Source organism: Roseiconus nitratireducens, from assembly GCF_008629675.1.
GTDB classification, from domain to species: Bacteria; Planctomycetota; Planctomycetia; order Pirellulales; family Pirellulaceae; genus Stieleria; species Stieleria nitratireducens.
This window is the reverse complement of record NZ_VWOX01000019.1, coordinates 14,924-36,781: the sequence shown is the minus strand read 5'-3', so window position 1 is coordinate 36,781 and position 21,858 is coordinate 14,924. Positions and strand designations below refer to the sequence as shown.

The 21,858-nt window shown below is 59.4% G+C and carries 20 protein-coding genes and 1 riboswitch; of the genes, 7 read left to right on the top strand and 13 right to left on the bottom strand.

Going from position 1 to position 21,858, the window contains the following annotated elements; genetic code table 11:
- The first annotated feature begins 379 nt into the window (after nt 1-379).
- Nucleotides 380-952 carry a PH domain-containing protein gene (locus tag FYK55_RS24170; RefSeq protein WP_150079201.1) on the top strand — a complete coding sequence of 191 codons (573 nt, stop codon included), beginning with the start codon at nt 380-382 and terminating at the stop codon, nt 950-952.
- Nucleotides 949-1,728 carry a PH domain-containing protein gene (locus FYK55_RS24165; protein ID WP_161604725.1) on the top strand — a complete coding sequence of 260 codons (780 nt, stop codon included), beginning with the start codon at nt 949-951 and terminating at the stop codon, nt 1,726-1,728. The genes FYK55_RS24170 and FYK55_RS24165 overlap by 4 nt, the downstream gene beginning before the upstream one ends.
- Before the next feature lie 98 nt (nt 1,729-1,826).
- Here FYK55_RS24165 and FYK55_RS24160 read toward each other — a convergent pair whose 3' ends face one another.
- From FYK55_RS24160 to FYK55_RS24135, 5 genes are all read right to left on the bottom strand, one after another.
- A complete protein-coding gene (locus FYK55_RS24160; protein ID WP_235908943.1) occupies nt 1,827-2,576 on the bottom strand; it encodes a DNA alkylation repair protein in 750 nt (249 codons plus the stop codon).
- 78 nt (nt 2,577-2,654) lie between these two features.
- Nucleotides 2,655-3,419: an energy transducer TonB gene (locus tag FYK55_RS24155; protein ID WP_150079198.1), complete on the bottom strand. Its 765-nt coding sequence runs from the start codon at nt 3,417-3,419 to the stop codon at nt 2,655-2,657.
- Nucleotides 3,420-3,500: 81 nt separating this feature from the next.
- Complete coding sequence (locus FYK55_RS24150) at nt 3,501-3,701, bottom strand: hemin uptake protein HemP (RefSeq protein ID WP_150079197.1); 201 nt, start codon at nt 3,699-3,701, stop codon at nt 3,501-3,503.
- A 367-nt stretch (nt 3,702-4,068) separates the two neighbouring features.
- Nucleotides 4,069-6,087 carry a BPSS1187 family protein gene (locus tag FYK55_RS29825; RefSeq protein ID WP_235908942.1) on the bottom strand — a complete coding sequence of 673 codons (2,019 nt, stop codon included), beginning with the start codon at nt 6,085-6,087 and terminating at the stop codon, nt 4,069-4,071.
- Nucleotides 6,088-6,214: 127 nt separating this feature from the next.
- Nucleotides 6,215-8,404 carry a sulfatase-like hydrolase/transferase gene (locus FYK55_RS24135; RefSeq protein ID WP_150079196.1) on the bottom strand — a complete coding sequence of 730 codons (2,190 nt, stop codon included), beginning with the start codon at nt 8,402-8,404 and terminating at the stop codon, nt 6,215-6,217.
- A gap of 779 nt (nt 8,405-9,183) precedes the next feature.
- Here FYK55_RS24135 and FYK55_RS24130 point away from each other — a divergent pair.
- Both FYK55_RS24130 and FYK55_RS24125 read left to right on the top strand, forming a co-directional pair.
- A complete protein-coding gene (locus tag FYK55_RS24130) occupies nt 9,184-10,770 on the top strand; it encodes an alkaline phosphatase D family protein (RefSeq protein ID WP_150079195.1) in 1,587 nt (528 codons plus the stop codon).
- A 605-nt stretch (nt 10,771-11,375) separates the two neighbouring features.
- Complete coding sequence (locus FYK55_RS24125; RefSeq protein WP_161604724.1) at nt 11,376-12,272, top strand: WD40/YVTN/BNR-like repeat-containing protein; 897 nt, start codon at nt 11,376-11,378, stop codon at nt 12,270-12,272.
- Nucleotides 12,273-12,432: 160 nt separating this feature from the next.
- Here FYK55_RS24125 and FYK55_RS24120 read toward each other — a convergent pair whose 3' ends face one another.
- Nucleotides 12,433-13,335, bottom strand: coding sequence for a dienelactone hydrolase family protein (locus FYK55_RS24120; RefSeq protein ID WP_150079193.1), 903 nt, complete (start codon nt 13,333-13,335; stop codon nt 12,433-12,435).
- 339 nt (nt 13,336-13,674) lie between these two features.
- Between FYK55_RS24120 and FYK55_RS24115 the strand changes: the two genes are divergently transcribed.
- Nucleotides 13,675-14,235, top strand: a complete 561-nt coding sequence (locus tag FYK55_RS24115) for a c-type heme family protein (protein ID WP_150079192.1) — start codon at nt 13,675-13,677, stop codon at nt 14,233-14,235.
- A gap of 196 nt (nt 14,236-14,431) precedes the next feature.
- Here the strand turns inward: FYK55_RS24115 and FYK55_RS24110 are convergent, their stop codons facing one another.
- From FYK55_RS24110 to mntR, 6 genes are all read right to left on the bottom strand, one after another.
- Nucleotides 14,432-14,851 (bottom strand): RrF2 family transcriptional regulator, encoded by a 420-nt coding sequence (locus FYK55_RS24110; RefSeq protein WP_150079191.1) that lies wholly within the window; start codon nt 14,849-14,851, stop codon nt 14,432-14,434.
- Nucleotides 14,852-14,958: 107 nt separating this feature from the next.
- The gene (locus FYK55_RS24105; protein ID WP_150079190.1) at nt 14,959-16,512 is read right to left on the bottom strand and encodes an ammonia-forming cytochrome c nitrite reductase subunit c552; all 1,554 of its coding nucleotides are present in this window, start codon (nt 16,510-16,512) and stop codon (nt 14,959-14,961) included.
- A gap of 69 nt (nt 16,513-16,581) precedes the next feature.
- Nucleotides 16,582-17,154 carry a cytochrome c nitrite reductase small subunit gene (gene nrfH / locus FYK55_RS24100; protein WP_150079189.1) on the bottom strand — a complete coding sequence of 191 codons (573 nt, stop codon included), beginning with the start codon at nt 17,152-17,154 and terminating at the stop codon, nt 16,582-16,584.
- Between the two features lie 186 nt (nt 17,155-17,340).
- On the bottom strand, nt 17,341-17,562 hold the full coding sequence (locus FYK55_RS24095; protein ID WP_150079188.1) for a DUF1289 domain-containing protein: 222 nt from the start codon (nt 17,560-17,562) through the stop codon (nt 17,341-17,343).
- Nucleotides 17,563-17,740: 178 nt separating this feature from the next.
- Nucleotides 17,741-17,878, bottom strand: coding sequence for a hypothetical protein (locus FYK55_RS29270; protein ID WP_161604723.1), 138 nt, complete (start codon nt 17,876-17,878; stop codon nt 17,741-17,743).
- Nucleotides 17,843-18,070: riboswitch (cobalamin riboswitch) on the bottom strand. Its footprint overlaps the gene before it by 36 nt.
- Nucleotides 18,071-18,105: 35 nt before the next feature.
- The gene (mntR, locus tag FYK55_RS24090; protein ID WP_261344969.1) at nt 18,106-18,546 is read right to left on the bottom strand and encodes a manganese-binding transcriptional regulator MntR; all 441 of its coding nucleotides are present in this window, start codon (nt 18,544-18,546) and stop codon (nt 18,106-18,108) included.
- Between the two features lie 215 nt (nt 18,547-18,761).
- Here mntR and FYK55_RS24085 point away from each other — a divergent pair, with 215 nt between their 5' ends.
- The gene (locus FYK55_RS24085) at nt 18,762-19,871 is read left to right on the top strand and encodes a DUF1559 domain-containing protein (RefSeq protein ID WP_150079187.1); all 1,110 of its coding nucleotides are present in this window, start codon (nt 18,762-18,764) and stop codon (nt 19,869-19,871) included.
- A 65-nt stretch (nt 19,872-19,936) separates the two neighbouring features.
- A complete protein-coding gene (locus tag FYK55_RS24080) occupies nt 19,937-20,233 on the top strand; it encodes a hypothetical protein (protein ID WP_150079186.1) in 297 nt (98 codons plus the stop codon).
- 242 nt (nt 20,234-20,475) lie between these two features.
- Here FYK55_RS24080 and FYK55_RS24075 read toward each other — a convergent pair whose 3' ends face one another.
- On the bottom strand, nt 20,476-21,471 hold the full coding sequence (locus tag FYK55_RS24075; RefSeq protein WP_150079185.1) for a diacylglycerol/lipid kinase family protein: 996 nt from the start codon (nt 21,469-21,471) through the stop codon (nt 20,476-20,478).
- Nucleotides 21,472-21,858 lie beyond the last annotated feature (387 nt).

Here is a 21,858-nt window from a genome sequence, read left to right as displayed (position 1 = left end):
CGGGACGGTCTCCGTGGAGGCCAAAAAGTGTGGAGAACGGGGCGGAAAAAGTTGTTTCCATGCTTCTTCGGTTCCCCATGATCTTATGCAACGGGGGCTGAATCCAGGCAAGGCGGTGGTTTGGCTGAATCATGAATCAAAGGTTTTTTTTGACAAGCTTGACCACCAATCCGCGAAAAGCAACGTGTCGGAGACGCCCCGGCCTCACGACATTCGGGCCCCCAATCCCGGTAGACTTCCCCCAACCGGCCCGAGCGGGAAGGGGCTGGCTGTTTTCAATCCGGACGGAACCCCAGGGATCGGGGGGCAGATCCTGTCGGTGACCGCGGAATAGCGTCGATCACGACGGACAAGCCGGCGCCCCGCACAGGATCAATCCATGAGTGACCAAGATCAGACACGTCCCGGGACTCCGCAGACGTTGCCAACTGAAACTCGATCAGCCCAGCCCGCGGGTCCCGCATCGGTGGTGCCGCCCTCGCAGATCACCCGTCCAGATGACTCCCTGTTGACCTACTACTTTCTGGTCTCGCTGCTTTCCCTGGTCGCATTTCCAATCGTCTTCGTGCCGTTGCTGATTCGTTTCAAGACGATGCGGTATTCGTTTGACGAATCGGGCGTCTCGATGTGTTGGGGGTTCTTTTTCCGGCGTGAAATCTATTTGACCTATGGCAGATTGCAGGACATTCACGTCACACGAAATCTGCTGGAGAGATGGATGGGTTTGGCCAAGTTGCCGATCCAGACGGCATCGGGGTCTTCCGATGCAACGATGCGATTGGAGGGAATCCGTCACCCGGAAGCGTTGCGAGATTTTCTTTACCAGCGGATGCGTGGTGCGCGCGACGATGCGGAGGCCGATGGTGATCAAAACGGCGATGCGACGACACTGCTGCGCGAGATTCGCGACGAACTCCGCCAATTTCGCCAGACGTCGGGGGTTTCACCGTGACCGGTCCCGGAGAACGATCGGCAGAATGGGTTTATCGGGGCATCTGGAAGGTACTGGTCGACCTGTTCCGGGTCCCGAACGGGCCGCCCTGTCTGCCGAAGGAATTTGGACAATCGCGACGGGAATTTCACCCGTCACGAGCTTATCTTGCCTATCTGAAAGCGTACTTCTGGGTCGCCCTGGTGGCTTTTGATGGCGCTTTGTTGATCGCCTGGGGCTCTCTGTTCTGGTTCAACACGACGCTCGCGTGGTGGCTGGCAGTCCCGGTCTGGCTGCTGGCGATCTTGCCCGATCTGGTGGCCTACATCGTCATTCACCTGCGCTACGACACGATCTGGTACGCGATCTCCGACCGCGGACTGTATGTGCGACGCGGGATTTGGGTGATCACCGAACACTCCATCACGCTTGCCAACGTCCAGAATGTTGTGGTTCATCAAGGCCCCATCGAACAACTGTTTTCGATCGCTACCGTGACGGTGGAAACCGCGGCCGCCGGCCCGGGCGAACATCAGAACGCGCTGTTCGTTGGCAACCAGACGATCATGGTGGGCTTGTCCGATGCTGATCAGATTTGCGAGCTCTTGATGCGACACGTCCGGGCAACCCCCAGCGCCGGATTGGGAGACGATTTGACGGACGGGTCCAACCGCTGGACCGGGGCGGACCTGGCGTTGCTGTGTTCGATCCGCGACGAAGCGCGCTTGTTGAACGCGCCACGCGGTGCCGACAGCGAGACCAGTGATGGTGAACGGGAAAGCGAAGTGTCGCCTTAGTGGAGCGCCGACGGCAGGGGGCTGGCGTTGCTTTGCGACTGGAACTCATCGAGTTTTGTTTCGCTGCTGAATCGAGATGAGATTCTGCGACGGACGCGTCACTTGGCAAATTTGTTCTTCACGTAATCGCTGGTGAGGTGCTTGAGTACATCCAGTGGCTGGCACTGATTGTCGTCACCGTAGTCGATCTGGACCGGACCGATCGCTTTAGCCGCCTTGATGGCGGCCTGGTTCAGTGTCTTGTTGCGTTTCCCCAAACCCATCAGGGCTGTGTTCATTGCTTCGCGGACCCACATCGGTTCGTCGTGAATGTGTTCCCGAATGTCAGCGATCCGCTGCAGGCAGTAATCATCGTCCATCGCTTTGACTTTTCGTTTGGACAGTTCGTACAGCAGACTGTAGCCGCACCGCCGACGCACTTCGTCCTGGCTGTTCATCCACTCTTCAGCCAATTCGAAGGCGATGGGGGATTTTGCAAGCGGGGCGTCACAGGAGGCGAAGACATGCGACAACATCCCCGCATTGATCTGTTCGACCTGTCTTTCGGCCTGTTCTTTCGAGATCGCTTTGGGATCGTCGATCAAAATTGCGATCACTTTGGCGTCGTAGATATCCGATTTCCAAAGCTGTGCTGCGAGTTTGGGCTCACGACCGATTTGCTTTGCCAACTTGCGAAGCTTCGTCAGACCGATTCCGAAGCTTGAGAGGCCGGTTGCCTGCTTGGCGCGCTTTTGCCAGTGCGTCACGCCGCGTTCGTCTTGGTTTTCCCGCAAAAGCGAAATGACTTGAGATTTTGACCAGGACATGGCGTAGCCGGCTGATGTTGGGGCGAAAGAGAAACGACTCAATCAGGGCAATCATCATTCTACTCCGTCAGCCGATGTTGACGGCCACCGGGCCAGGCGATTGCTCACTGCCGAGATCTTTTAAAGCCGGAATCGAACGGGCAGACGTTCGACGGTCGCAACCGGTCGCCCCCAACGTGTCGCCGGCTGTCCCTTCCATCGCAAAACCGCATCGATCGCGGCACGATCCAACGATGCATGTCCGCTGGAACGAAGAACCGTGGCATCCGTGACGTTGCCGGACGCATCGATCGTCAATTCCAACAGAATGGTTCCTTCCAGTCGCCGGCGAACCGCTTCCGCCGGATACTCCGGCGGCGGGTTGGATGACAAATCGGCCGAGGTCGGATCCTGCAGTCCGGCGATCTGCTCCATCGGATTCGTGGGCCGGAACGACGGCGGCGGAGTGCGGACAACCGGTGGGCGGCGGGGAACCACTTCTTCGATGGGCTGATCGGGCAGCTGCTCGGGCAGCTGACGCCGCTTCGGCGGCTCCGACTTCGTGACGGCTGTCGCCACCGGCGGGCTGGTCGGCGCGTCCGGTCGCGTCGTCGGGCGCTTCCCCAACGGTTCTGCCGGAGGTATTTCCCGATCGAACGGTTCGAGCATCTCTTCTCTGGGCGATTCCTGCTCCGGAGCAAAACGCCGCGGCGGCGGTGGCACTTCCACGGAAACTGGCTGGATCTTTGCCGACTCAACCGCCTGGCTCAATTCCAGCGTGATCACCTGGAGCTGGCCCGAGGATTGAAATCGACGCGATTCGGACGCAGGCAGCAGGTACAGAACCGCCAGCAATGCCGCATGCAGGGAAACAGAGAGCGCGGATGACTTAGAAAAAGAACTCAACGATCAAGAAGCTCATCGACGAACAGTCATCGTTTGGTCATTTCAAACAAAGACACGCGGACGCTGCCGCGGAACGGACACTCATTTACTCAAGTATAACTTGCCGGATGCAGTCAACCGAAGACGGTACATTTCGCCGCGGTGTCGGATCCAAACCTCTCGGCCGGAACCGAGGATGTCTCGTGAATCCAAAATCGGCACCGAATGCGACTCGGATGCATCGGCATCTTGCGATCCAAAGGTGCTGCTTGAATCTTGACGTTGATCGTCACCGGAAGGCATGAACCGCGCGAATCCTTCATGGGGAACGGAATGACCGGACTCCACTTCACTGCGGAGCCGCCTCGCTCGATGGGCAAGACTGGGGAAAACGCATTGGAATGCAGTTTCCGTACCGAGATGCCCGATGATGGCGCCCGATTCCGCGTTGCCTTCCAATCAAGGGAATTTGCCGGTTTTCGGCGGTTTGTGCGTTCAAGAATCTGCCGTCGCGGTTCCAGACGGTTCTCGACACTTGCTTTGAAAGCCAGCCGACGATGAAACTTTCGCCAGCGACGGCGGAAATGCCGCCGACGGAGCTGAATTCGAAGCATGCGCCAGATGGACAGAAGCGAACGCTCTCCGCCGCAAGCTGCGCCGGGAAAATGGTTCAGTATTGCACGTGCTCCCGCAAGCATTCGGGATCCGCCGGCGTTGGATCTCCCGTCTGATCAACGGGATGCGAGTAGAGATAACGCCACACAGGTTCGTACAGGAAATTCCCCTGGTCGTCTTTCGGCGATGAGCGTCCGGGAGTCACGGCCGAGTGAGCTCTTCGCGCGTCGCCTCCGACGTCCGCATCCGAAATCAGTCGCCGCGTGTTCTGGTAGGGTGGCTGGGCGGTGTCGACATTCACAATCGGACCGAACTGATTCAGACCCAACATTTCCCACGACCGGCAGTAGTGATCACCAGTCCAACCTCCGTCGAGCACATGGCTGAACCCGAAAATGCGGTTGGCCGGCGTGGCCGATGGCAGACTTTGCCAATCCTGATCCTGGTCGCGCGGCCCACACAGCATCACAACGCGATCCACGCGCTGGTATTTCGCAAATCGCGCCGCGGTCGTGCTGCCGTGCGAACTGCCGGAAACGACAATGCGGTCCCAACGCAAACGTTTTCCGTCGGCTGCCAGAAACTGGTCCCAACGTCCCTGAGGATTTTCCTTCGCCAGCCAGCGAACCAACTGCAACGCCCGTTCGGCGGCCCCATCAGCCGGCTGCAGATCCAATTCGTCGCTGAAATCCTGTCCGGTCGCCGCCTCCAAACGAACCTTTCCGCGGGCGTACGCATCGCTCGGCCGTGGCTGGCACAGGGTTCCAAACCATTTATTGGCATAACTGACTTGAATCGCATGCAGTCCATAGCCGTTCAGACGCTTGAATAATTCGTCGTTGTATCCCATCAACCAAATCACTAGCTTTCCACGTGGCGGGACACGGGTATCGACGGACGCGCGTTCGACGTCTTGGGGCTGTTCGTCGTTACCAAAAACAAACTTGATATTCGGGTACTCCTTCGCCTGCGAGTCCAACCGGCTGGCGCGGGCACTCAGGGTGTATCGTTGCGGTTGGGGATCCTGGAAAGCCGGCACGCCAGAATCACTAACTCCATCAGGGACATCCTCCGCAGCCTGCACGGCCCGATGGGCCACCTGTTGCAGAAACGCGGCTTCGTCGCTGTCCAGACCCTCCGGCACGAAGTCATTGCCTACGGCTGATTCACCAAACAGACATTCGAACCAGACGCAGGCCCCCAGGTATTCCCCGGCCGTATTGGCGTGGTGGCCGTCCATGGAAAGTGTCTTTTGGCCATCGCGTTCTCTCCATCGCCAGCCGACGTGCAACGAGTGGCGTTGCTGCGGCAGCTCCGGATACTCGGCGGCTGCCGGATCGAAGCTCGCGTCTGGTTCGTAGCCTTGGGTCGGATGGGAATCGGCAAGGAAAAAGGCGTCGCCAACTGGAATGCGTTGGGCACCTAGTGCCGAAGCGATCTCGCGGTAAGCCGCTGTCAGACCGCGATACATTTCCTGCTGCGTGGTCGGTTCCCCAGGCCGGGATTGCGAACCCGAATGTGAACCAGAGAATCGCGGGTCGTCTTGACGATAGGCCCACGTCTGGTGAACGAGTAATTCTGCCTGGGGCGCGTAGCGATGGATGATCGATGCCAGTTGTGAGGCGTACGGTTGATAGGTCTTCAAGTCATGACTTTTGATGCTCAATTGTTGGATGGTGACGAAGTCCCAGGCATCCGATTGAAGCGCCTGCTGCAGACTGGAGCCGTTGGCGTAGCGTGCCGATTTGTCTGAACGATCCGCTTCGAACTTGACCGCCATTCCCGCGTGCCTTTCCAACGGCGAACCGCCAATGATCAACCCCTGGTAAGTCAATCGATGCCCCGCGGATTCTGCCAAGTCATCCAGGAAACGCGTGGCATTGTTCGTGAAGCTGTTGCCGACCGACAGCAAACGAACATGTTTGACAGAGGAACGTTCTGCGGCCTGGTCGGGTCGGTCCTCCGCCGACAAGGTGCCGGTATTCGTCCAGTGGATCCCGGCAATCATGAACATTGAAATCAAGATGCGTCGGATTTTGGTTCCACCGACACATGCATCCAGCAGGCGAATCATAGGAAAGACCGAAAGAGGTGGGAGATTGGCAGGGAAGGCGCGGAGAGGATGGATCGTCAGGGTAGGTGACGTTCGGTGGGAAGCCGACCGAAGTGGACGGCTGAGAGTCACCACTTGCTAACCCGGATCACTGCTCGCCAAAAACTGGCGGTTTCCAATCCTTGGGCAGTTTGCCTTGGGGCTTCACGCCGTAGGCATCGGCCGGGATCGGATGGTCCTCGGCCGTTTCCAGTGGCATCGCATCGGGCAGATGCTTGATGCGGAAATCTTTGTACTGGATCTTCATCGCCGGGCCCACGTGGACCTGGACGGCCAAAACGCCTTCGAGCGCGCGGCCACTGGGGTCCAGGTCGATCAGATCCGCCGTCGGATGCCCATCGATCCAATGTTGGTGATGATTGCCTCGCGCCAGGACGCGATAATCATGCCACGTCTCCAGTTCAAAGGTCTTCACCGGAAAGGTGCCGATGACCCACGGTTGGCCGTCGGAATCGACCACCACCTTTTCACCGGTGTGCGAGAGAATTCTGCGACCTTTCTCTTCGTACAACATGCCGTTGTACTCGGGTCGGTTGGCGACAACGTCACACTGATAACCGGTGACCACGTCCAAGCCCAAATCGGGGCGAGGCGTTCCTCGGTATTGGATGCCGCTGTTTCCGCCTTCGCTGACTTTGACTTTCACCCGAAGGTCAAAATTGCGAACCGTCGATCCTTTCCAAGTCAGAAACTGATTCATCTTCAGCGAGCCGTCGGTGACACCGGTGAGGGCACCATCCTGAACCGACCAATACTTGGAATCGCCGACCCAGCCGTTCAAATTCCTGCCGTTGAACAGATTCGCGAAACCGTCTTTGCCTGAACCGGACGCGTTGGCTGCGGAAGCTTCGGGATAAGGTTCCGTCGACGAAGTGAACTTCCCATTCAGCGGATCCAGCGGACCACCCAACTGGTCCACCCGCCGATCCGTCCGTTGACGCATCGCTTGCAACGTTTCCGCGTGTTTCGGGTCGCCGGCCAAGTTGATCAGTTCGTCCGGATCGTTCTTCAAGTCATGCAGGAATTCGTGATTGCCGTGGTCGAAGTAGCGGACGTACTTGAACCGTTCGTTGCGGATCCCCTCGAACGCGGGGATTCGATTGCGGACGGCAAAGTGCTCGTGAAACGATTCCGCTCGCCAGTCGTCGGGAACCCCGTCTTCGACAAGCGGGCTCAGACTTCGGCCTTGATAGCGCTCGGGGATTTCCGCACCACCCCAATCCAGAAAGGTCGCGGGAAGGTCCAGATTCAAGGCGATCGCGTCAACGGTTTTGCCACGCTGGTCGCTGTCGACGCGGGGATCGGCAATGATCATCGGGACCCGCAGCGATTCTTCGAAGTGAGACCACTTGCCCGCCAAGCCTCGATTGCCCATGTGGTAACCGTTGTCTGCCGAATAGACGACGATGGTATTTTCAGCCATTCCGGCTTCCTGCAGCGCTGCTAAGAATCGACCGATCCCGCGATCGATGCCGGTGACCATCCGATAGTAGGCCCGCATGTTGGTTTGGTATTTCTGGTCGGTGTTCCACCGCCAAAAGAATCGCTCCCGGTTGATGGTCGTTCGCAGGAAGTCGGGCAGGTTGTCGAAAATCTCCGAGGCGCTCAGGCGTGGCGGAGGGATTTGCTCGTCTTCGTACATTCCGTCGACTTCGCGCGGCCATGGAAAGTGCCCGATTCCCGGGCGACGGTCACTGTCTTCGGCGTGACAAGCGTTGAACCAAAGATTCAAGGCGAATGGTTTGTCCGCGGGCTGCGACTGGAGAAACTCGATTCCGCGATCGATGATCAGCTCCGTTTCGTGGCGCAGGCTGCCGTCGGGTTGAGGTTTGTAATAGGGGTTGCGCCCGATTGCTTGGAACTCATCAAAGTGTTCTTCCGCACGAAAGCCCTTGGGCATCTTGGCGTGCCATTTGCCAAAAAAGCCGGTCCGGTAACCGTTGCGTCGAAGCAAGTCCGGATAGAGAGTCTGGACGGCGTCGGCGCGGGCCAATTCGGGCTGGCCCGGCGTCCCGTAGCTGCGCCCGGTCAACCCGGTCAGAATGGTGGTGCGGCTGACCCAGCAAATGGAATGGCTGACGAATGCGTTTTCGAATCGCACACCCCGTTCGGCCAGGGAATCAATATTGGGCGTTTGCACGATCGGATTGCCGTAGCATCCCAGCGTACTGATGGTCTGATCATCGGCGAAGAAGAACACGATGTTGGGGCGGTCGGCGGCACCCGCACGCCCGACCGAGAACACCGCGAGGCACACGAGTAAAAGAACGCTTTTCATGGCGGAAGCCGAGGGGGAAAGGAGGATGAACACGCTCGGACTCAGCATAACCCGATCGTCTTGCGGCGTGTCGATCCGGGCACGCCGGAGTGGCAGATTTGTACCAGCTCGGTGACAATCTTCGCAGCAGCGAGGCTTTGTCTGTAACTCCGATGCGGGTCGCACTAGGTCGTCGCGTCGACAGTTCGGAATATCGGGACTCGAGATTTCGACTGCCCTGCTTTTGTGGGTCAATTCCGTGGCGGTCCATCCCGCGATCAATGTCATGCGTTCTGCGCTTCACCCTCCCGCTTGCGGGAGGGTCGCGGAGGAGCTTGCGACGACGCGGGGAGGGTTGTCCCTCTAACTCATGCGCTTGTAACTCGATTCCGATGATGCCCTCCCCGGAGCCTCGTTCCTCGTCTCCGACCCTCCCGCTTGCGGGAGGGTGAAGGTTGCCCACGAATGTTTGCACTTGTGGAGATTCCATCGCCTCGCTGAAAGGTGAACTGCCCACACAGTGGCGAGTCCGAATGAAGATTTGATGCATCGGCAAGGCTTGGCGTCTGCCTTCGATGGCAGGTCGCAAGATCCCCGGTTACAATTTGACGTCAAGTTGTCCTACCCCACAACGTTTCCAGAAACGTCGAACCGCCCCTGGTTTTCCGGGCGGCCACCGCTGAAGGCATCCTCTGCCGAGTCCCGCGGCGACGCGACCGGAACGTGATTTCTACGCCGAATTCCACAAGATCGGATCGTGCGTTCGTTGACGAAGCGCGTTGATCCTCAGGAAGTTGACAATGCTGAACCGAAAAGAGCTGGTGCAGGCGATTCGATCCGAAGGCGGGATGAGTCGCCGGCTTTGGATGGAGTTCACGCTGGCCGCCGCTGCCATTCCCACGCTAGGGCTTCATGAATCGACGGCAAGTGAAGTCGCTTTCGCCGACGATCCATTCTCGCTGGGGGTCGCCTCAGGCGATCCGGACAGTACCAGCGTGGTCCTCTGGACACGGCTAGCACCCGAGCCGTTGACTCCATACGGAGGGATGCCCGCCCATTCCGTACCCGTGCGTTGGCAGGTCGCCGAGGATCAAGGATTCACTCAGGTCGTGAGATCGGGGACCACGCTCGCAACGCCACAACTGGGACACTCCGTCCACCAAGTGGTCCAGGGGCTGAAGCCGGATCACTGGTACTGGTACCGATTCCTGTGCGGCGACGCGGAGAGCCCGATCGGTCGCACGCGTACCATGCCTCGACGTGACGTCCTGCCGGAAAAACTGAGGTTTGCCTTTGCCTCCTGCCAGAACTATGAACAGGGGCTGTACACCGCCTACGAATCCATGGCCCAGGAGCATCCGGACCTGGTCTTCTTCCTGGGAGACTACATCTACGAATACGAAGCCGGGCGAACCGGTAAGATTCGATCTCACTTGGGGGCCGAAATCGAATCGCTGGGAGATTATCGGATCCGCTATTCGCAATACCGGTCCGATCCGTTGCTGAAAGGCATGCACGCCCAGTGCCCCTGGTTCCTGACCTGGGACGATCACGAGTTTGACAACAATTGTGCCTGTGACGTTTCCGAAGAACGGGACGTTGATCCGCTCTCCTACTTACAGCGTCGCGCGAACGCTTATCAAGCTTACTACGAGATGATGCCCTTGCGTCCGGAATCGCTGCCGCGCGGTCCGCACATGCAGTTGTATCGCCAAGCATCGTTCGGCCGCCTGGCAAACTTTGCCATTCTGGACACCCGTCAATACCGCACCGACCAGCCGAACGACGATCGCAAGTCTCCGCTGAACGAAGCCGCCTGTGCCGTCGAGAACTCTTTGTTGGGAAGCGAGCAGCGCGGCTGGTTGCGTTCGGAATTGTTGTCTTCGCAAGGAACGTGGAACGTGCTGGCGCAACAGGTGATGATGGGTGCGGCTGGGTTCCGCGGCAAGGAAGACTCGGAGTTGAACTATTCCATGGACCAATGGCCCGGCGCCTATGCGGAACGCGGTGCATTGTTGGAGTTCATGCGCGACCGGCGGGTTCCCAACCCGATCGTCCTGACCGGTGACATCCATTCGAACTGGGTCAACGACTTGCGGATCGACGACCGCGAGGGAGACCAGCCGGTGGTGGCGACGGAATTTGTCGCCACCTCGATCTCCAGTGGCGGGAACGGGGTCGACAAGATCGCGACGCACGATCAGTTGTTAGCGGACAACCCCGGCGTCCGGTTCCACAATGCGCAGCGCGGTTACGTGCTATGCACGGTCACACCGAAGCAATGGGTCAGTGACTACGTCGTCATGGATCAAGTCACGTCGCCGGGAGGCAAAGCCACACGTCGAGCCAGCTTCACCGTCGAATCCGGGACGCCGGGAGTGCAATGACACGTCGCCGTTTGCATTGAAGTAAAACTCTATCGGCAGCACCGTAGCTGGACAGCGCCATTTTGGGTGAGCCGCGTATCGCTAGGCGCGGGTCTTCTCGCCTCAACCGGCGGCTAGCGTCTTGCCGCTCATGGCACTGCAAATCACGGAGATTTTTATTGAAAGTGGCGCCGTTCAGCTAAGTTCCTGACTGCCCCAGCCCCAAGAACCGAAAGCTCTACAGATCCTCACTTTCCCCAGGCCTGAAGGGCCGACAGCTCCCTGCCGGCGGCCTCGGCCGCCGGTTGTTGGGTGATTCCACCAACCAGCCCCGAAGGGGCGACAGCCTGCCGAAATTTAGCCTAAACTCGCGCGGCCCTTTCCGCCCAATCGGACACGGCTCAAGGCGGGCGAGAGCCGGCAGCACCCATCCAGTCACGCCACTCAGCCAACGGAACCCCATGTCGACACTCCTTTGGTTCCTACTGCTTGGGCCACTGACCGCGCCACTGCTTGGACCATCAACCTGGCAGCCGATACCGTCGCCCTGCAAAGCCAGTCTCCGCGGAGTTGCCGTTTCCCCATTGGAGACCATCTGCGTCGCTGGAAACGGGCCGGAAGTCTGGGTGTCACAAACGAGCGGCCGGACGTGGGATGATCGAACGCCTGACCGCGCCCAAGTGACCGACTATCGCTCTGTTGTCATGTTGGAAGGCGGGACCATCGTGATCGCTTCGGCAGGAACTCCCGCGCTGATCCTGCGTTCCGAAGATCTCGGCCGCAGCTGGCTGACGACCTATCGAAACGAACATGATTCGGCATTCATCGACAGCGTCCGGTTTTGGAACCAGTCTCACGGTTTTGCCTTCGGCGATCCGATGGGTGGCAAGTTTCTGTTGTTGAAGACGGTTGACGGGGGCCGATCTTGGCAGGACGTCCCTTGCCCGATTGCTCCGCTGGCTGGCGAAGCCGGATTTGCGGCCAGCAACGGGTCCATTGCGCTCAGCGGGACATCCTCGATTCTGATTGGACTGGGCGGTCGGGAAGATGGCGGCCCGTCCCGGGTGTTGTCCTCCGAGGATGGGGGCAATCGATGGGAGGTCTCTGAGATTGCCTGTATGCCGGCGGGCGCTTCTTCAGGCGTGTTTGCCTTCGGCCGCCGGGATGCCGGCTTTGCCGTCGCGGTGGGAGGCGATTACAAGCAGACCGAAAACGGGGACGGCAACATGGCCGTCTCGGACGACGGCGGGCAAACCTGGCGACTACCGACTGGAAGGCGGCCGGACGGATTCCGCTCCTCGGTGATCTTCGTTCCGGCGGAGGATGCTGAAGGGCAGGGTCAGGGGTACTGGCTGGCCACCGGGCCGTCGGGAACCGAGATCAGCGACGACGGCGAGGATTGGAGGTCAGTGAGTGAAACCGGGTTTCACGCGCTGCATCGGCTGTCCGGCCAAACCGTTTTGGCTGTCGGCAGCGACGGAAGGATGGCGGTTTTGACGGGTGCCGCCAAAGTCCGACCCTGAGGTCTGTCGCCCCTTCGGGGCTGATTGGTGGAGCGGCGGGGAGTTGCCGTACCTTCGGGCCTGTGGTGGAGCGGCAGCGAGCGGTCGGTCCTTCGGGTCTTTGGTGGACCCGCAGGGAGCTGTCGGACCTTCGGGCCTTCCAACCCTCTCTCCGCGCACTTCAACGCAAGTGCTCTTTGAAGAAAGCGACCGTTCGGCTCCAAGCCAGCTTGGCCGCTGCTTCGTCGTAACGTGGTGTGGTGTCGTTATGAAAGCCGTGGTTGACTCCTGGATAGACGTACGCCTGAAAGGTCTTGCCGTGTTCTCGCAACGCTTGCTCGTAGGCTTCGGCGCCCGCCAGGATGCGGCGGTCCAGCTCGGCATTGTGAATCATCAACGGCGCCTCGATCTTTGCCACCTCTCCCGCGTCTGGCTGACTGCCGTAGAACGGGACGGCGGCGTCGGCGACGTCCGGGATTCGTACCACCAATTGGTTGACCATGCCGCCTCCAAAGCAGAATCCGACCACGCCGAGCTTTCCCGTTGACCGGGCGTGTTGTTTCAACAACTTGGCCGCGGCGATAAAGTCCTCGGTCATTGCCTCCCGATCACGTTTGGCCTGCATCGCTCGGCCTTCGTCATCGTTTCCGGGGTATCCACCCAGCGGAGACAGGGCATCGGGTGCGAACGCCAAGAAGCCGTCCACCGCCAAGCGTCTTGCCACATCTTCGATGTACGGATTCAACCCGCGGTTCTCGTGAATCACTAGCACCGCTGGGAATTGATCGCCTTGGGCGGGAGCAGCCAACAATCCGCTCATCGGTTTCCCGGTCGTTTTCCCTGCGCCCTCGGGAGACTTGTAGGTCAGAGTCTCCGTCTTGATCCGCGGGTCATCGGGGGCGACCTGCTGGGCGAGCGCGTAGTTTGGCGCGAGTGTCTGCATCAAGGATTCGACGGTCAACGAACCGACCGCGAACGCTCCCAGACGCCGGACGTACTCGCGTCGGCTGAGCCGCCCGTGGGCGTAGTCGTCGTACAGATCAAGAACGCCTTGATCCAAATCGGCTGCGGTCGGTCGATGCATGATTCACCCTGCGGGAAGGCGGCGAGGAATACAGAACCGGATCAATATACAACGCTTCAACAGACAACGCTTCATCGGGCCGGGTACGTTCCGCCCCAATTCGCGCGTTGACAGTCCCGGGAAACCCAAGTACAAAAGGTGCATCGCAAATGCATCTTTGCAGTCACGTTGACATGTCAGGCGGTCGTGTCCGGGCTTGCAGGCCATTGTTCGCTTCCCGTTTTCGGCGTTTGCCCACAGCTCGCTGATGGTTGGAGCGTCGGCGGTCCAGCGTGTCCCTCGTCATTCGATCCGTCTGATCTATCGGACATTTTTCCCTTGATCGAGGACGAAAGCGAAATGAAACGAAACCGAGCGATTGCATGGGTTTTGGTGTGCGGCGCCCTGGGAGCCTATCAAATCGGCATCTTTTCGCCGGCTTGGGCCGACGAGAAGCAAGAGACCGCATCAACACCGAAGCAAGTTGACGAGGATGCTTTGGAGCGGACTCGAGCCACCATCAAACTTCTGGACAACATCTTTAAACAGACGGTCGTGATGGTGACCGAAAAGTACGTCCACGACGAAGACGACTTCGCGGCCGGCAGCGCCGCCGTGCTGTTGTTCAAGAACATTTCCGATTCCAGCGATCATCAGGTCCGTCTGATCGACGCCAGCGGTGACCCCTACGACAGCGAAAACGTCGCCAAGGATCGCTTTGAAAAGGAGGGCATCGCGAAATTGAAGGCGGGAGCCAAGGGCTACGAAAAGGTCGTCGTGCGAGAGGACCAACCGTTCCTTCGCGCCCTGACGCCGGTACCGGTGGTCATGCAAAAGTGCGTGATGTGCCATCCCCATTACGCCGATGTGAAAGAAGGCCAGCCGATCGGGGCGATCAGTTACACGGTGCCGATTCGCTAGGCAGAGCGAAAACTTTTGCGGGCAAGCTTCACCCGCACTTGGAGGTCGTGCCGATTTCCGAGTGCGGAGATCACGAGGTCTGGGTAAGCCGCATGGCGCTAGCCGCGGGCTTTCTCACGCTCAACCGGCGGCTAACGCCTTGCCGCTCATTGCACGGCAAAACACCGTGTTTTTGATTGAAAGGAGCGCTGCCGAGCTACCGGACCTTGTCGAGTTGTCGTCGCGTGGGCACGACATCCGCCAGGGTGACCGAATCCAAGTACGCTTTCTGGACTTCCTCGGCCTTGGCCAGCACCTTCTTCAATTTGCAGAACGATTGGATCACGCACGCGTCTTCGGTGTCGATGCAGTCCAGCAAGTGAAGATCGCCTTCGATCTGTTCGATGACTTCCCCCAGGATGATTTCTTCGGGAGGTTGCGCAAGTTCGATACCGCCTCCCACCCCACGGATGCTGCGGATGTATCCCAGCCGGGCCAGCTGATTGACGACCTTGGCAATGTGGTTGACCGAAATGGAGAACAGCGAGGCGACGTCGGCGACGTTGGATCGTGACGACCTTGTCGCCAGAAACATCAACGTGCGGAGGGCGTAATCGGTCTGGGTCGTCAGCTTCATCGGCGGCGGAGGACGCAAGCGCGGAAGGGAGGGAAGTGAAGGCAAGCCTAGGCTGATTGTTGCGACGCGTCAATCAACTCTCATCAGCCTGTCGACCCGATCGGCCTTCACTCTCCGGCAACGTCTTCTCCGGCGTCATCTTCTTCGGCGCGTTCGGCTGGCAGTTTGTAGGCGGCCGCCTGAGCCTGGCGGCTGAAGTCGATCGACTCGCCAAGAATCCGCGCGGCTTCCTGGTCGGCATGGAAGCCCAGCGAGTTCTCACTGCTGATGTAATCCAGACGCCACATCGCCTTGCGTTGCAACTCTCGAATCGGAGCCAACTGTTCTTCGCTGACGCCGCCTTTCTGCGCGGCCAAAATCGCATCGAGCATGTCGGTCATCGCCACCGCTGCGCGGTCGATCAGGCCCCGCGTCCGATTTTGAATCGTTTCCACGCGTCCCTGCAGTTCCTGTTCGGAGACGTTGTGGCAGGTTTGGCAGGCTCGATTGACATTCAGCATCGGACTTCGCACCCAATGGCTGCTGACCTTCGTGGCACCTTGCTTTTCGTAGGGCATGTGGCAATCACTGCAGCTGACGCCCGCCCGCGCATGGATTCCTTGACTCCACAATTCGAACTCCGGGTGCTGCGCCTTGAACACCTTGGTTCCCGTGGTTTTGTGGACGTAGTCGTAGAACTTCTCGCCGTCGGGAAACGTCGTTTCCTCCCATTCCTGTTCCAGGTCTTCCATCGCCAGGCCGTTGCTCCAGGGATACGTCAGCGTCATTTTGTTGGCGCAGTAATATTCCACGTGACACTGGCCGCAGACAAAGGACCGCATCTCCTGTCGGCTGGCGTCGACGTTGGGGTCGTAGGGCTGAGAAGAATTTGATTCTCGCCACCGTTGAATGCTGGGAAGATGCGGCACCGGATCATCGCTTTCGGCAAGTTTGGCGATTCCCAAAATGAAACCGGGACGGGTCACGCGGATCGCCATCGTTTCCGGGTCATGACAATCCAGGCAAGAGACCGGGTGCGCGCCGCCAAGATGGGGATCCCCTTCGCCGGTGGAGATGCGATCGGGGGTCTTTGCCATTTCCTCATGGACCTCCTCGTAGTTTCGCTGGCTGACGGCACGAAACCCGGCCATCACCGCTTCTTGATTGAAGCTTTCTCCCAAAGCTTGCGGAGTCGCCTCCTTGCCCATTTCTTCCAGACCGATGCGGCGGTAGGTCGGAATGATGGAGGCATGGCAGTGGAGGCAGGCGCCGGATTGTTGCACCTCCGTCACGCGTTTGGTGACCTCTTGATCGCTGAGCATGAAAGCGTGGCCACGAGCTTCGCGGTAGTCGATGCTGAAGGCGTAGCCGGCGAACAGCCGTTTCAACCAAGGGTCCTTTTCCAATTTGCTGGGCGAAAGGGCGTGGTTGCCACCGTATTCGGTGCGCTCGGTATCCACCGTGCGCCGATAGCTTTCGTACTCATAGGGGAAATTGACTCCCCACGGTTCCGGGTCGGCGCTGATCTCGTTGACGTCCACCAGCTGGACAAAGGGAACCCGAGCCTCCTGTTTTCGCTCGAAAATACTCACCAACAACGCCACCACCCCGATCGTTCCCAGGGCGACCAGCAGCGTCAGTAGGGCTAGCCAGCCAAATCCGCGTCGTTCATTCGAGCTCATGGGGTTCTCCGTCCGGAGGTTCGACTGGTGAATACGAATTTGTGAGGAAGCTGATGGCAGCAGTTGCCGTCAGCGCAAGGCATGTCCGACGTCCGCGTGGCAATGGACACAGGATTGCATTTCCCGATCGGGCTTCGCCGGAAACATCGCATGAACGACGTCGCGGTGGCAATCGAGGCACGCGTTTTGAGTGACCCTTCGATTGCGGGGCTTGATCTGGATCGGGTCCTTGAAGTCACCGAGCGTGAATGCGAGGGAATGGAAGAACCCGTTGTCCGCCTTGGTCACCCACTTCCCGATCGGGTCATGAGGAAGATGGCAATCATTGCAGACAGCGACGTGATGATGGCTGCTTTGCATCCAAGAATCCATGTGGCCCTGCATCACGTGGCAGTTCACGCAGGTCTGGGGATTGTTGCTCAGATAGCTGGCACCCTTTCCATAGCCAAAAGTGAACGTGCCCACCCCCGCGAGAATGCCCAGCAACACCGCAAACGCGATAGCACCCTTTCCAAAACCCAGGCTTCGCTTCGGTCGCGTGTGCGCGGTTTCAGCATCACGCCCCGCATCCGACTCGCGCGGCTGAATCGAGGCACTGGCCTCCGATTCTCCATCAACAGACTTCGATTCGCCGTCTTTCATCCGAACTTCCCGGATCAGGTACGGTTCGACAAGGCATCACCGGCGCGAAACGAAGATGGACGGATCCATGACCGAAAGGCTCGGCCTACCCCGGAAACACTGTGGCATCATGGGCGACGCTTGGTCATTCAAACGCTGCCAGGACGCCTTTTGTAACTTGCTCCGCATTCACGTCAAGTAAATTCCCTATTCCGCGGGACTGGGCTCCGACTTCGCCAGGGCAGCCCGGCGCTCGACGAGTCGTCGGTTCGCGGCACTCACGATGTCACGTTGCTGCCAAGCAGGGCTGCTGGTCCAGATCGCGATCTCGGCACGCGTGCGTCCGCAACCGAGACAGACGCCGTCGCTGGCCAAGGCGCACAACTGTCGGCAGGGTGAGGCGATTTTCAAATTGCAACGATCGGTCATGGCTTCCGTGGAGGACGCTCTGGCGCACCACCTGTACACAGGGACGTCACCGACGCGAAGGCCGAGCCCCAATCTCTGGGTTCGGTCCGATCGCTGGCGTGGGTACCACGGTCTGGTCGGCGCCGTCCGGCGTTCTTGGGTGACAAAGCACGGGTGGTTGCGTGACAAAGCACGGGGCTCAACGCAGGCGAGAACTGGGGAGGCCGATGCGGCGAGCCGCAAACAGATCCTTCACCTGGACCACCTTCGCTGCAACGATCGCCCCGATCCGAGAGGGCACGAAATCGTCTGGCTTTCGGTAGGTCTTCTGACTCATCGCGTAGTCCGTCGCCGCTCGCCTTCTCGTCCGCCGGTCGCGAACAATGGCAGGAGCAGATTGGACGACGGTTGGTGATCGGCAGATCACCCGCGATACACAGCGGCCGGCCCGTCCCGGAATTTCACCGGAGTTCCCTGTTCACCCGCCACGCAGGAAACGCGACGAGTCACCGAAAGCGGGGGAGACTGTACACGTCTGCCGAATCCTGTCAAGCGAGGGCATGCTCAGCGACTGCCGGAACTTCGGCCCTGACGCATGGCGCGCTTCATTGCCTGCAACGTCTCCTTGCTAACGTGGTGCTCCATCCCTTCGCTGTCGATGGCCGCCGTTTGCTCGCTGACACCCAAGAACTTCAAAAACGATTCAACGATTTCGTGGCGTTGACGTGAACGGGACGCCAGTCGCCGGCCTTCGGCGGTCAATTCGATCGGCTGGTAGGGTTCGGTGCGCACCAATCCGTCGCGTTGCAAACGCTGGATGGTGTTGTTGACCGTCGCATGCGTCACGGCGAATTGGTGAACCAGATCGACGCCGCGGCAGACTCCCTTTTTGGCGATGGCATCGGCAATTGCCTCCACGTAATCCTCCGCCAACTCGCTGGCATGATCGGAACGTGTCCGCTGATGAACTTTGGATGGCAACGAAATATCCTCGGCGATCTTCACGGTGGCGGTCGGCACCCGCCGTGCCGATCCGAATCCTTTGAGAGATCTTAGCAGACCGGTTGAGCAGATCGGGGTCTTGCCGGATCGAAAACCAGCGGATAAAGTTAGCCTCCCCTGAGTTAGCCGACTCTAAGTTTGCCGCGTTCGCGTTGCGGCACGCTCCTGAAGTTAGCGCGCGCTAATTCCTTTCACGACACCTTCCCTGGAGTGACCCGATGAAGTCGCCCCCCCTGACGATTCGCGACGTTTCGCGTTCGCCGCGCCCCGGATTCACGGTCATCGAACTGTTGGTGGTGGTCGCGATCATTGGCGTTCTGGTCGGTTTGCTGTTGCCGGCGGTGCAGTCGGCTCGGGAAGCCGCTCGAAGGATTTCCTGCGCTAACAACCTTCGCCAAATCGGGCTGGCCGTCCTGAATTATCACTCCGCGTACCGCCAGTTTCCGGCGGGATACCAGTCGTTCGTCACAACCGACGGTTCCGCCCCAAAATCGGTCCTGATGGATCCGGTCACGTGGGACGCGGGACCGGGGTGGGCCTGGTCCGCCGCGGTGCTGCCGTTCGCCGAAAGTTCAGCCGCCGTGGACCGTTTGCGACCGGAGCAGCCGATGTGGTCAGACGCCAACCGACAGTCCATCGACACGACGATGCCGCTTTTCTTGTGCCCCAGCACCACGGGAGGCGACGAACCGTTTGCGGTGAAGGATTCTTCGGGAGGCGAGTTGCAGATTGGCGGTGAGTCGCTGCGTGTCGGTCGCAGCCATTACGTTGCCAGCCACGGACAAGAAAGTTGTTGGGGGGAGTGCGGTTCAGCCGCGACGGGAATTGTTTTTTCCAACATCTACCAGGCGACGACGAAAACCGTGGTCATTGACGGCGATGCCGGCCGAGTCGCTGACGGACCTTTTTACCGCAATTCTCGCACCCGCTTCCGCGACGTGCTGGACGGGACCAGCCAGACAATCTTCTTCGGAGAACACTCCTCGGCGCTCAGCGAGAAAACGTGGGTGGGGGTTGTCCCGGGAGCCCAGGTGCATCCGCGTTTCAGCTCGCCAGAAAATGGACCCGACGCCGCGGCCACGCTGGTGCTCGTCCACGCCGGACCGTCGGGTGGGGAGCTTGATATCACGGGAAGCCCGATCATTCACCCGATCAACTTTCCCACTTACCACGTCGGTCAAATGTACTCCCAGCATCCCGGTGGCGGGTACGTTGCGTTCGGGGACGGCTCGACTCGCTTCGTCACGCAATTCATCGACGTGGTATTGTGGGCGGAGCTTTCCAGCATCGCCGAACACGAAGTGATTGATTGGGAGGGGCGGCAATGAAACCGAAATCCCCTCACGCACCAGGGCCCTCTCTTGCACAACGATTACCTCCCCGATGGCTGGTCGTGTGTTTCACCATCCTGATCGCGGGTGTCTTGTGGTGTTTCTCCGATTCCATCGAACCGCTCGACCGATCGCAGTATGACGCTGCGGTCGCTTTGTATGGCGCCTGCAACCAGCGGTCGCCGGAGCGGATCGCAATGATCGAATCGAAGTTGCCTCCCCCAGACGCCAAATCACCGCCCAGCGGGCCAGGTCACGGGGCACTAAAAGAGATCATCGACTTGGCAAAGCGAGGCCATTGGGATCATGCGACCGAGGCGTGTCGGGCACTGCTGGAAGACCAAGTCGTACGGGACTGAACACCGATCAACGCACGCCACGACGTAGCCAGCAGGCGGGCATCGGACGGCAGCGGTGCGGTGCGGGTCGGATTTGGGGTGGAACGTGATGAATCGAGTGCAGTTGTGGGCGATGCCTGCGAGGGCGAAGCAGGTCGCAGACCCTGACGATCATGAGGTTCCAAGGTTTGACACGGAGCGTTCCACTCATGGTTCGGTTCCAGTTGGATCGCGAACCAGCCGTCGCGACTCGGCGATTTGACTTACACGGCTTTACGTTCAAAGTGACCGGCTGCCGAGGCGGCGTTGCGACGGGGATCCGCGACCGCGATCGCGGACGGCTCGGTGACCATCCGAATCGCCCCGGGAATCACGGAAAACTTTGCGTCGATGCTCTCGGTCGACTCGCCGTCCAGGCTGTAGGGCAATTGTGGCGTCGCGATGACTTCGATGGTGCTTGCTTGGAAGGTCATCACACTTTCGGTTTCCCCCAATTGCCCCATCACGGAGTTCATCCCCGCAGCAATGATTTCCGTCATCGGCATCACGGGAACCACGGTCACATCCAGCATCCCGTCATTGACCAATGAGTTCGGGGTGATGGGAAATCCGCCTCCGGCGTACTTGCCCGAAGCGATCGCCAATCCATAGCTCCTCACATCCAGGCGATCTCCATTGAATCGCAGGTGCAATTCGTATTCTTGCAGTGATGCCAGACGCGAGAACGCGGCCATCCAATACGCCATGGCGCCCCAACTCTCTTTTTCTTCCGAACTCAGATCATTCGTCACCAACCCGCCAAACCCCGCGGTTGCCGCATTGACCAACAGCCGCGGTCGGCCGTCGTCGATCTGAATCACATCGACTGGGATCGAAGCGTCATGCACAATCCGCTCCCAAGCCTGGTCCAACGGCAAGTTGCAGAAGCCAATGGAGCGAGAGAAATCATTCCCGGTCCCCATCGGCAGAACGGCGAAATCAAATCGGTCCAGTGACGACCGCTCGTGCAGTTCGTTGACGACGCCGGAAACCGTGCCGTCGCCGCCGCACAGAACCAGTCGGTCGACCTCAAGTTCACAGGCGCGATCGAACCAGTCGGAACCTGGCTCAAGTCGGATGACCGACGCATCGACCTGGCGAGCCAAAGCATGGATCTGTTCTCGCGCCTGCAGCCAGCTGGATGCGGTCGGGTTTGCCAGGCAGGCAATCTTTCGGGGCGAGTGCTTAGCGCGCGAATGGGGAGAAGTTTGATCGTCCATGGATGATGCTTTGTAGACTCCCAATGCTCCTTCGAGTCACGTGACTGAACTGCTCGAGTCCGTATTGCTCGAGTCCTTACTGCTCAGGACCGGCTCCGTCACTCCGGACGGCCATCCGTTCGCTGATGCTGAGGGTGAGACCCACCTCAGTTGGTTGGCTTTGCCCAGGGAAGCAAACGTTGTGCCGTTTCTCCTCGGACGGCGAAAAGGCGAACCGCTACGTCCTGATGGACGATTCCGCCTGCGACCCTGATTCGATTTGCAGGCGAATCTTTCGTCAAAAGTTGGCCGAGCAAACTGCTGAAAGACCGCGTTCGGCCTCGGCCAAACTCGAACGTCTGACCGAAAAGTTGCTGGGTTGATTGATTTTCAAGCAATCCGCCTCGA

What these genes read in the sequence shown, in the direction of transcription:
- FYK55_RS24170 (WP_150079201.1), top strand. Translation starts at nt 380, where the DNA reads ATGAGTGACCAAGATCAGACACGTCCCGGGACTCCGCAGACGTTGCCA.
- FYK55_RS24150 (WP_150079197.1), bottom strand. Translation starts at nt 3,701, where the DNA reads ATGCCTTCCGGTGACGATCAACGTCAAGATTCAAGCAGCACCTTTGGA.
- FYK55_RS29825 (WP_235908942.1), bottom strand. Translation starts at nt 6,087, where the DNA reads ATGATTCGCCTGCTGGATGCATGTGTCGGTGGAACCAAAATCCGACGC.
- FYK55_RS24135 (WP_150079196.1), bottom strand. Translation starts at nt 8,404, where the DNA reads ATGAAAAGCGTTCTTTTACTCGTGTGCCTCGCGGTGTTCTCGGTCGGG.
- FYK55_RS24130 (WP_150079195.1), top strand. Translation starts at nt 9,184, where the DNA reads ATGCTGAACCGAAAAGAGCTGGTGCAGGCGATTCGATCCGAAGGCGGG.
- FYK55_RS24120 (WP_150079193.1), bottom strand. Translation starts at nt 13,335, where the DNA reads ATGCATCGACCGACCGCAGCCGATTTGGATCAAGGCGTTCTTGATCTG.
- FYK55_RS24115 (WP_150079192.1), top strand. Translation starts at nt 13,675, where the DNA reads ATGAAACGAAACCGAGCGATTGCATGGGTTTTGGTGTGCGGCGCCCTG.
- FYK55_RS24110 (WP_150079191.1), bottom strand. Translation starts at nt 14,851, where the DNA reads ATGAAGCTGACGACCCAGACCGATTACGCCCTCCGCACGTTGATGTTT.
- FYK55_RS24105 (WP_150079190.1), bottom strand. Translation starts at nt 16,512, where the DNA reads ATGAGCTCGAATGAACGACGCGGATTTGGCTGGCTAGCCCTACTGACG.
- nrfH (WP_150079189.1), bottom strand. Translation starts at nt 17,154, where the DNA reads ATGAAAGACGGCGAATCGAAGTCTGTTGATGGAGAATCGGAGGCCAGT.
- FYK55_RS24095 (WP_150079188.1), bottom strand. Translation starts at nt 17,562, where the DNA reads ATGACCGATCGTTGCAATTTGAAAATCGCCTCACCCTGCCGACAGTTG.
- FYK55_RS29270 (WP_161604723.1), bottom strand. Translation starts at nt 17,878, where the DNA reads ATGAGTCAGAAGACCTACCGAAAGCCAGACGATTTCGTGCCCTCTCGG.
- FYK55_RS24085 (WP_150079187.1), top strand. Translation starts at nt 18,762, where the DNA reads ATGAAGTCGCCCCCCCTGACGATTCGCGACGTTTCGCGTTCGCCGCGC.
- FYK55_RS24075 (WP_150079185.1), bottom strand. Translation starts at nt 21,471, where the DNA reads ATGGACGATCAAACTTCTCCCCATTCGCGCGCTAAGCACTCGCCCCGA.